The organism is Streptomyces sp. NPDC052101 (genome assembly GCF_040680235.1).
Taxonomy (GTDB): domain Bacteria; phylum Actinomycetota; class Actinomycetes; order Streptomycetales; family Streptomycetaceae; genus Streptomyces.
Window position 1 is genome coordinate 153,825 of record NZ_JBFAWH010000018.1, and the last position, 10,094, is coordinate 163,918.

Here is a 10,094-nt window from a genome sequence, read left to right on the forward strand (position 1 = left end):
GGGGAACCACCCCTTTGTCATGTGCTCAGTCCTCCGAGCCGTCCTCGTCGTCACCCTCCGGACCGCCGGAAGCATCGGCGTCCGGCTTGGGCGGCTTGGGCGGCCGGGTCCTGCCGCTCGGGCTGTTCGGGTTGTCCCGCAGCCAGGATCCGCCGTCCGCGCCGTCCGCGGTCGCGTGCCCGCCCGGAGGACTCACGTCCCGGCGCCGCAGATACCGCTCGAACTCGCGGGCGATCGCCTCGCCCGAGGCCTCCGGCAGCTCCGCGGTGTCCCGGGCCTCCTCCAGCGTCTGCACGTACTCGGCGACCTCGCTGTCCTCGGCGGCCAACTGGTCCACGCCGACCTGCCAGGCACGCGCGTCCTCGGGCAGCTCGCCCTGCGGGATGCGCAGGTCCAGCAGATCCTCCAGCCGGTTGAGCAGCGCCAGCGTGGCCTTGGGGTTGGGCGGCTGGGAGACGTAGTGCGGTACGGCCGCCCACAGGGACACCGCCGGGACACCGGCGTGCGTGCACGCCTCCTGCAGGACGCCGACGATGCCCGTCGGGCCCTCGTACTTGGTCTCCTCCAGATCCATCCGCTCGGCCAGGTCGGGGTCGGACGTGACCCCGCTGACCGGTACCGGACGCGTGTGCGGGGTGTCACCGAGCAGCGCGCCCAGGATGACCACCAGCTCCACGCCCAGCTCGTGCGCGAAGCCGAGCAGCTCGTTGCAGAACGAGCGCCAGCGCATGGACGGTTCGATACCGCGGACCAGCACCAGGTCGCGCGGCTTGTCGCCGCCGACCCGCACCACCGACAGCCTTGTCGTCGGCCAAGTGATCTTGCGCACTCCGCCGTCCATGAACACCGTGGGCCGGTTCACCTGGAAGTCGTAGTAGTCCTCGGCGTCCAGCGCCGCGAACACTTCGCCCTTCCACTCGCGTTCCAGATGTGCGACCGCCGTGGAGGCGGCGTCGCCGGCATCGTTCCAGCCCTCGAACGCGGCCACCATGACTGGGTCGATCAGCTCGGGAACCCCCTCCAGCTCGATCACCCAGTGCCTCCTTCCGACGTGCCCTCGCTTGACTCACCAACCTTACGGCGTCCGGCGGGGGCGCCCGCAGCCCCCTTGCGTGGGGGAGTGACCGGATCACTGCCCCGTTCGCCCCCGTCGAACACCCCGCGTCAACCGGCGGCCCGGAGTGTTCCGCACCGGCATTTCACAGCGTGCTGCGCAGCCACTGCTCCACGCTCGCGATGTGCACGGTCGCCCACGAGCGGGCCGCCTCCGCGTCCCGGTCGCGCAGCGCGGCCAGGATCGCCCGGTGCTCGCGCAGGGTGCGGCCCACCGCGTCCTCCTGGGTCAGACCCCGCCAGATCCGGGCCCGTGTGGTCGGCCCCGACAGCCCGTCCAGCAGCGAGCACAGCACCGAGTTGCCGGCGCCGCGCACGATGCCGCGATGGAACTCCAGGTCGGCGGCGACCAGCTCCTCCACCGAGGGTTCCTCGCCCAGCGCGTCCAACTGGGCGGACAGGGCGTCCAGTTGCCGCTCGCTGATCCGGAAGGCCGCCATCGCCGTCGCGGCCGGCTCCAGGATCCGGCGCACCGCCAGGAACTCCAGCACCGTGTCGTCGCGGTGGAAGTCCACGACGAAGCTCATCGCCTCCAGCAGCAGCTGCGGATCGAGGCTGGTGACATACGTGCCGTCGCCCTGCCGTACGTCCAGGATCCGGATCAGCGACAGGGCCCGTACGGCCTCGCGCAGCGAGTTGCGCGACAGGCCCAGTTCGGCGGCGAGTTCGCTCTCCTTGGGCAGCCGGTCACCGGGCCGCAGCGCACCGGAGACGATCATCCCCTTGATCTTCTCGATCGCCTCATCGGTGACTGCCATGATCGGCCTCCTGTCGCCCGCCCCACGCCTCAGACATCGGATGTCTCAGCACATTATGCGGGCGGCGCGTCGCACCATTCCCGGCCGGCCGCCCAGTGCCGCACCCAGCCGGTGAAACCCGGCTCGGCGGTGGTCCACCCGAACTCCGCCCCGAAGGGATGGGCGCCCTCACCGGTGATCTGCCATATGTGGCCCCGGTGCGGGCCGGTGACGATCAGATGCCAGTCCATGCCGCAGCCGTCCGTGCCGAGCACGAGCGAGCCGTCGCGGGCGACCTGCTCGATGACGGCGTCGGGATCCTCGTACGGCCCCTCGTCCTCCTCCCACAGCCACGCCCCGGTGAGCGGGAAGGGCTTGGCCAGGTCCTGCTTCCCGCCGCCCTCGACCAGCCCCACCAGCCCGTATTCCGGCGGACCCTGGCACGATCCGTCCGTCACCTCCGCCACGAACGTCCGGTACGGCTCCGGCAGCACCACCTCGTGCTCTGCCTCGAAGGCGTGCACCGCTTCCCAGCCCAGTGCCGACTCGCCGCCGTCGCGGACACCGAAGGCCTCCCGCAGAGCCGCGAGTTCGGCGGGATCCGCTTGATCGTTGTTCATGCCCCCATGGAAGCACCCGGCACTGACAACGCCTCCGGGCAGGCGAAAGGGGCGGCCCCATCGGCGTGGGGCCGCCCCTTCCGGTCGTCCGGACCCGGTGCGGCGGTCCGGCGCTACGGCGGCGGCCGGTCCCGGTCGGGGAGTCGGACCGGCCGCCACCGAGGCCTACTTCTTGTCGAGCACGTCCTTGACCTTCGCGCGGACCTCGTCCGTGGCCAGGCCCCGGATGGTCAGCGTGGTGCGGCGGCGCAGCACGTCGTCCGGCGTCTCCGCCCACTCGTGGTCGCGGGCCCACACGACCTGCGCCCAGATCTCCGGGGCGTCGGGGTGGACGCGCTCGGCCAGCTCCGGGTTCTCGTTCGCGAGGCGAGCGATGTCGAAGGCCAGCGAACCGTAGTGGGTGGCCAGGTGCTTGGCGGTGTCGGCGGCCATCCGCGGACCCGGCGCCGGGTGGTCCACCAGCAGGCGGTGCGCGACCGCGCGCGGGTTGGCGACACCGGGCAGCGGCAGCTTCTTCGGCAGCGAGGAGATCGGTTCGAAGTCGTCGCCGAGCGGGTGACCCGGCAGCGCCTCCAGCTTCTGCATCACCGTACGGCCGATGTGCCGGAACGTCGTCCACTTGCCGCCGGCGACGGACAGCATGCCGCCCTTGCCCTCGGTCACCACGGTCTCGCGCTTGGCCTTGGCGGTGTCGCCGGGGCCGCCCGGCAGCACCCGCAGACCGGCGAACGCGTAGGTGATGAGGTCGCGCTGGAGCTGCTGGTCGCGCACGGAGAACGCGGCCTCGTCCAGGATCTGGGCTATGTCGTTGTCGTTGACGGCGACGTCCGCCGGGTCGCCCTCGTACTCCTCGTCGGTGGTGCCGAGCAGCAGCATGTCCTCCCAGGGGAGGGCGAAGGTGATCCGGTACTTGTCGATCGGGGTCGCGAGCGCGGCCTTCCAGGGGGAGGTGCGCTTGAGGACCAGGTGCGCGCCCTTGGACAGGCGGATGGACGGCGCTGCGTTCGGGTCCTCCATCGTGCGCAGGTGGTCGACCCAGGGGCCGGTCGCGTTCAGCACCAGGCGGGCGTTGACACCGAACTCCGCACCGGACAGCCGGTCCTTCAGCTCGGCGCCGGTGACCCGGCCCTTGGTGAAGCGCAGACCCGTCACCGCGGCGTGGTTGAGGACGACCGCGCCCGCCTCGACGGCCGCGCGGACCGTCATCAGCGCCATGCGCGCGTCGTTCATCTGGTCGTCGCCGTAGACGGCCACGGCCTTGAGGTTCTCGGTGCGCAGCTCCGGCACGTCCTGCGCCGCCTTGGCGGGGGAGAGCAGGTGGCCGACGCCGTCGCCGAACGCGGAGAGCGCGGAGTAGGCGAAGACGCCCGCGCCGAGCTTCGCCGCGCCGTGCGGCCCGCCCTTGTACACGGGGAGGTAGAAGGTGAGCGGGTTCGCCAGGTGGGGGGCCACCTGGCGGGAGACCGCACGGCGCTCGAAGTGGTTCTCCGCCACCAGCTTCACCGCGCCGGTCTGCAGGTAGCGCAGACCGCCGTGGAGCAGCTTGGAGGAGGCGGAGGAGGTGGCGCCGGCGAAGTCGCCGGCGTCGACCAGTGCCACCCTCAGGCCGGACTGCGCGGCGTGCCAGGCGGTGGAGATGCCCAGGATGCCGCCGCCGATCACCAGAAGGTCGTACGACGCCTTGGAGAGCTGCTCCCGGGTCTCGGCGCGGCTCGGGTTGGAGCCGGAGGCCGGGTGCGTTCCCAGGGCAGGCACGGAACTCAGGGTGGACTGACTGGTCATGTCGGGTACTTACTCCTCGTCAGAGCTGTCGTGCGGGGCAGCTCAGCTTTCGTCCTCGATCCAGCCCATGGTCCGGTCGACGGCCTTGAGCCAGTTCTTGTACTCGCGGTCGCGGGTGTCCGCGTCCATCTGGGGGGTCCACTCGGCGGCCCGGCGCCAGTTGGCGCGCAGTTCGTCGGTGCTGGACCAGAAGCCGACGGCGAGGCCGGCGGCGTAGGCGGCGCCGAGGCAGGTGGTCTCGGCGACCATCGGGCGCACCACCGGCGCGTCCAGTACGTCGGCGAGCGTCTGCATCAGCAGGTTGTTGGAGGTCATGCCGCCGTCCACCTTCAGGGCCACCAGCTCGTCGCCGGAGTCCTTCACCATGGCGTCGGCGATCTCCCGGGTCTGCCAGGCGGTGGCCTCCAGGACGGCGCGCGCGAGGTGCGCCTTGGTGACGTACCGGGTCAGGCCGGCGATCACACCGCGGGCGTCGGAGCGCCAGTGCGGGGCGAACAGGCCCGAGAAGGCCGGCACGAAGTAGGCGCCGCCGTTGTCCTCGACCGAGAGCGCGAGCGTCTCGATCTCGGCGGCGGTGGAGATCAGGCCCATCTGGTCCCGCATCCACTGCACCAGCGAGCCGGTGACGGCGATCGAGCCCTCCAGGGCGAACACCGTCGGCTGCTCGCCGATCTTGTAGCCCACCGTGGTCAGCAGACCGGCGTAGGAGTTGATGATCTTGTCGCCGGTGTTCATCACCATGAAGGTGCCGGTGCCGTAGGTGGACTTGGTCTCGCCCTCGGCGAAGCAGCACTGGCCGAACAGGGCCGCCTGCTGGTCGCCGAGCGCGGAGGCGACCGGGATGCCGCCGAGCAGCTCGCCCAGCTTGCCGCCGGTGACCTCGCCGTAGACCTCGGCGGAGGAGCGGATCTCGGGCAGGATCTGCAGCGGCACGCCGATCGACTCGGCGATCTTCTCGTCCCACTGCATCGTGTGCAGGTTCATGAGGAGGGTGCGGGAGGCGTTGGTCACGTCGGTGACGTGCTTGCCGCCGTTGACACCGCCGGTCAGGTTCCAGATGACCCAGGTGTCCATGGTGCCGAAGAGGATGTCGCCCGCCTCGGCGCGCTCGCGCAGGCCGTCGACGTTGTCGAGCAGCCAGCGGGCCTTGGGACCGGAGAAGTAGGAGGCCAGCGGCAGGCCGGTCTCGCGGCGGAAGCGGTCCTGGCCGACGTTGCGGCCCAGCTCCCGGCAGAGGGCGTCGGTGCGGGTGTCCTGCCAGACGAGGGCGTTGTGGACGGGCTCACCGGTGTTCTTGTCCCACAGCACGGTGGTCTCGCGCTGGTTGGTGATGCCGATGGCCTTGATGTCGTCACGGGTGATGCCGGCCTTGGCGATGGCCCCGGTGACGACTTCCTGGACGTTGGTCCAGATCTCGTTGGCGTTGTGCTCGACCCAGCCCGGCTTGGGGAAGATCTGCTCGTGCTCCTTCTGGTCGACGGAGACGATCCGGCCGTCGCGGTCGAAGACGATGCAGCGCGAGGAGGTCGTGCCCTGGTCGATCGCCGCGATGAAGGGGCCTGCGGTGTGGGCGTCGGTCACTGTGTGCTCCTGAAAGATCCGTGGTGAGGGGGCTGTACGTACGGCGCGTATCTGCTTGTTCAGCGGGTCTGCTTCGTCAGCGGGTCTGCTTCTTAAGCGGTGCTGTTTCCTAAGCGAATGCGACGTTGTATATGCCTGCAGCGATCGCGCCGCCGATCAGCGGACCGACGATCGGGATCCAGGCGTAAGCCCAGTCGGAACCGCCCTTGTTGGGCAGCGGCAGCAGGGCGTGCACGATGCGCGGGCCCAGGTCACGGGCCGGGTTGATCGCGTAGCCCGTCGGGCCGCCGAGGGAGAGACCGATCGACACCACCACGAACGCGGTGATCAGACCGCCGAGGATGCCGAGGCCGTTGCCCTTGTCGTTCAGGCCCTGCGTGAGGACCGCGAGGATCAGCACGACCGTGCCAATGATCTCCGTGGCGAGGTTCTGCGCCACGTTCCGGATCTCCGGACCGGTGGAGAAGATGCCGAGGACCGGGCCGGCGCCCTTCTCCTGGGCCTCGACCGCCTTGGCCGTGGTGGCCTGGGCGCCCGGACCGCCGACGATCTCCTTGTCGGTCAGGTGGGCGTGGAACTGGCCGTAGTACGTGACCCACACCAGCGTCGCGCCGATCATCGCGCCGAGGAGCTGGCCGGCGAAATAGGTCGGAACGTTGCTCCAGTCGCCGTCCTTGATGGCCAGGGCGACGGTGACGGCCGGGTTGAGGTGCGCACCGGAGAGCGGTCCGGAGATGTACACAGCCGTCATGACGGCGAAGCCCCACCCGAAGGCGATGGCGAGCCAACCGGCGTTACGGGCCTTGGAGGCCTTCAGCGTGACGGCCGCGCAGACGCCGCCGCCGAGCAGGATGAGTATGGCGGTACCGATGGTCTCGCCGATGAAGATGTCGGAGCTGGACACCCGCGACTCCTTTGTCCTTCGTCCAGGGATAGCCGAACCCCGGGTCCCGCCGGGGGTTCTGGCGCCCTCGGGGGTGAGAGCGATGCCGGTCCTTGGCGTTGTCACACTCTAGCGCGTATTGCCGGTAGGTGTTCGACAATGCCGACCGATGGACGGGAGTCTTGCTTCGGCGTTACGCGTGCGTCAAGGGTTCTGTTATTGAAAACAGGATCGTTATTGATCGCTGCCGGTTATCACTCTTCGCGCACTGACGTAGGTTTCACCCTGACTGACATAGGTTTCGCCCTTTATGTCCATTTCAGGGTAGGGCGAGATCCGGAACGCCGCCCGGCGTCCCGGTCGTTTCCGGGGGAAAAGCCCAGGTGAAAGCCCTGGGGGAGCGCTCAGCACTCAGAACCGTCCCGCGCCCAGGTCCCTGGACACCGCACGGGCACAGTCGCGCACGGCGGCGATCAGCTCGGGACGCAGCTCCCCGTCCCGGCCCAGCCGCTCCACGGCGCCGGTGATACCGACCGCGCCCACGGGCATCCGGCGCCGGTCGTGGATGGGCGCGGCGACGGACGCCACCCCCTCCCAGGTCTCCTCCACGTCCGCCGCGTACCCACGCGCGCGCGTGATGTCGAGGAGGTGCTCGAAGTCCACGGCGTCGCACACCGTGCGGTCGGTGAACGGCTTCCGCTCGCTCTCCAGCGCCTCGCTGTGCGCCACCGGGTCGTAGGCCGAGAGCACCTTGCCGAGCGCCGTGGAGTGCAGCGGCTGCATGGCGCCGATCTCCAGCACCTGCCGGCTGTCGTCCGGCCGGAAGACGTGGTGCACGATCAGCACGCCCTGCTGGTGCAGCACCCCCAGGTACACGCTCTCCCCGCTGGACCGGGCGAGATCGTCGGTCCACACCAGGGCCCTGGCCCGCAGCTCGTGCACATCCAGATAAGTGGTGCCGAGGCGCAGCAGCTCCGCGCCCAGCTGATAGCGCCCGGAGGCGTCGTCCTGCTCCACGAACCCCTCCTGCTGGAGGGTGCGCAGAATGCCGTGGGCGGTGCCCTTGGCGAGGCCCAGCGACGAGGCGATGTCCGACAGGCCGAGCCGCCGCTCGCCGCCCGCGAGCAGCCGCAGCATCGCGGCCGCCCGTTCGAGCGACTGGATGTTCCGTGCCATCGCCGTCCTGCCCTCCGTCCCCTTCGACTGCCACCTGGTGCTGCGGCACCGTTCGGCAATGTCGAACACTACCGGTCCATGCCGACCTCCCGCTAATGGTCGGACGACACTTGTTACATCACACGTGACCTGGCCGTGGCACATCCGCCACCGGCGTCCGCCTCGTGGACGCCGCTGCCCATCCAAGCCGACTCCCGGTTACGCTGGCGCCGTGCGGCATCCGGGCCCGCCCGGCACACCGCATAGCCGACAGCCGTCGCAGCTAGGGAGCCCTTTCATGGCCTCGTTGCCACCGTCCCCTTCCACCGACAGCCGGACCCGTGCGTCCGCGCTCCGCCAGGCGCTCGCCACGCGTGTGGTGGTCGCCGACGGAGCCATGGGCACCATGCTCCAGGACCAGGAGCCCACACTCGAGGACTTCCAGCAGCTGGAGGGCTGCAACGAGATCCTCAACCTCACCCGCCCCGACATCGTCCGCTCCGTCCACGAGGCGTACTTCGCCGTGGGCGTCGACTGCGTCGAGACCAACACCTTCGGGGCCAACCACTCCGCGCTCGGCGAGTACGAGATCTCCGACCGGGTGCACGAGCTGTCCGAGGCCGGCGCCCGTATCGCCCGCGAGGTGGCCGACGAGTTCACCGCGAAGGACGGCCGCCCCCGCTGGGTCCTCGGCTCCATCGGCCCCGGCACCAAGCTGCCGACCCTCGGCCACGCGCCGTACACCACCCTGCGCGACGCCTACCAGCGCAACGCCGAGGGCCTGGTCACCGGCGGAGCCGACGCGCTGCTCGTGGAGACCACCCAGGACCTCCTGCAGACCAAGGCGGCCGTCCTCGGTGCCCGCCGCGGCCTCGACGCCCTCGGCCTGGACCTGCCGGTCATCGTGTCGGTGACCGTCGAGACCACCGGCACCATGCTGCTCGGCTCGGAGATCGGCGCGGCCCTGACGGCTCTGGAGCCGCTGGGCATCGACATGATCGGCCTGAACTGCGCCACCGGCCCCGCCGAGATGAGCGAGCACCTGCGCTACCTCGCCCGCAACGCCCGCATCCCGCTGTCCTGCATGCCCAACGCGGGCCTGCCCGTCCTCGGCAAGGACGGCGCCCACTACCCGCTGACCGCGTCCGAGCTGGCGGACGCGCAGGAGACGTTCGTCCGCGAGTACGGGCTCTCCCTGGTCGGTGGTTGCTGTGGTACGACGCCGGAGCATCTGCGGCGGGTGGTCGAGCGTGTGCGGGGCCTGACCCCGCCCGAGCGTGATCCGCGTCCGGAGCCGGGTGCGGCGTCCCTGTACCAGACGGTGCCGTTCCGGCAGGACACCTCCTACCTGGCCATTGGTGAGCGGACGAACGCCAATGGTTCGAAGAAGTTCCGTGAGGCCATGCTGGAGGGTCGCTGGGACGACTGTGTGGAGATGGCGCGGGAGCAGATCCGCGAGGGTGCGCACATGCTCGATCTGTGTGTGGACTATGTCGGCCGGGACGGTGTGGCGGACATGGTGGAGCTGGCGGGGCGGTTCGCGACGGCGTCGACGCTGCCGATCGTGCTGGACTCCACCGAGGTCGAGGTGATCGAGGCGGGTCTGGAGAAGCTGGGCGGCCGTGCGGTGATCAACTCGGTGAACTATGAGGACGGTGACGGTCCGGACTCCCGTTTCGCCAAGGTCACGCGGCTGGCGCGGGAGCACGGTGCGGCGCTGATCGCGCTGACGATCGATGAGGAGGGCCAGGCCCGCACGCCCCAGAAGAAGGTCGAGATCGCCGAGCGGCTGATCGACGATCTCACGGGGAGGTGGGGCATCCGTGAGGACGACATCCTCATCGACACCCTCACGTTCACGATCTGTACGGGTCAGGAGGAGTCGCGGGGGGACGGTATCGCCACCATCGAGGCGATCCGTGAGCTGAAGCGGCGCCATCCGGCGGTGCAGACCACGCTGGGTCTGTCGAACATCTCCTTCGGCCTGAATCCGGCCGCGCGCATCCTGTTGAACAGTGTGTTCCTGGACGAGTGTGTGAAGGCGGGTCTGGATTCGGCGATCGTGCACGCCTCGAAGATCTTGCCGATCGCCCGGTTCAGCGAGGAGCAGGTCACCACGGCCCTGGACCTGATCTACGACCGCCGGTCCGAGGGCTATGACCCCCTGCAGAAGCTCATGCAGCTCTTCGAAGGTGCCACGGCGAAGTCGTTGAAGGCGGGCAA

At 69.9% G+C, this 10,094-nt stretch carries 8 protein-coding genes; 1 reads left to right on the forward strand and 7 read right to left on the reverse strand.

Annotated elements, in window-relative coordinates:
- Positions 1-25: 25 nt before the first annotated feature.
- The 7 genes from AB0L75_RS29300 to AB0L75_RS29330 all read right to left on the reverse strand — a co-directional run bounded on the left by AB0L75_RS29300 (position 26) and on the right by AB0L75_RS29330 (position 7,892).
- Positions 26-1,033, reverse strand: a complete 1,008-nt coding sequence (locus AB0L75_RS29300; RefSeq protein WP_365186653.1) for a PAC2 family protein — start codon at positions 1,031-1,033, stop codon at positions 26-28.
- 166 nt (positions 1,034-1,199) lie between these two features.
- The gene (locus tag AB0L75_RS29305) at positions 1,200-1,871 is read right to left on the reverse strand and encodes a FadR/GntR family transcriptional regulator (RefSeq protein WP_365186656.1); all 672 of its coding nucleotides are present in this window, start codon (positions 1,869-1,871) and stop codon (positions 1,200-1,202) included.
- Positions 1,872-1,924: 53 nt separating this feature from the next.
- Positions 1,925-2,470, reverse strand: a complete 546-nt coding sequence (locus AB0L75_RS29310) for an SMI1/KNR4 family protein (protein ID WP_365186658.1) — start codon at positions 2,468-2,470, stop codon at positions 1,925-1,927.
- 165 nt (positions 2,471-2,635) lie between these two features.
- Positions 2,636-4,252 (reverse strand): glycerol-3-phosphate dehydrogenase/oxidase, encoded by a 1,617-nt coding sequence (locus tag AB0L75_RS29315; RefSeq protein ID WP_365186661.1) that lies wholly within the window; start codon positions 4,250-4,252, stop codon positions 2,636-2,638.
- Between the two features lie 42 nt (positions 4,253-4,294).
- Positions 4,295-5,833 (reverse strand): glycerol kinase GlpK, encoded by a 1,539-nt coding sequence (gene glpK / locus AB0L75_RS29320; protein ID WP_365186664.1) that lies wholly within the window; start codon positions 5,831-5,833, stop codon positions 4,295-4,297.
- A gap of 109 nt (positions 5,834-5,942) precedes the next feature.
- Positions 5,943-6,737 carry an MIP/aquaporin family protein gene (locus AB0L75_RS29325; RefSeq protein ID WP_365186667.1) on the reverse strand — a complete coding sequence of 265 codons (795 nt, stop codon included), beginning with the start codon at positions 6,735-6,737 and terminating at the stop codon, positions 5,943-5,945.
- 390 nt (positions 6,738-7,127) lie between these two features.
- Entirely contained in the window at positions 7,128-7,892 is a 765-nt protein-coding gene (locus AB0L75_RS29330; RefSeq protein ID WP_365186670.1) for an IclR family transcriptional regulator, read from the reverse strand.
- A gap of 277 nt (positions 7,893-8,169) precedes the next feature.
- Here AB0L75_RS29330 and AB0L75_RS29335 point away from each other — a divergent pair.
- A partial coding sequence (locus AB0L75_RS29335) for a homocysteine S-methyltransferase family protein (protein ID WP_365186673.1) occupies positions 8,170-10,094 on the forward strand: 1,925 nt, incomplete at its 3' end.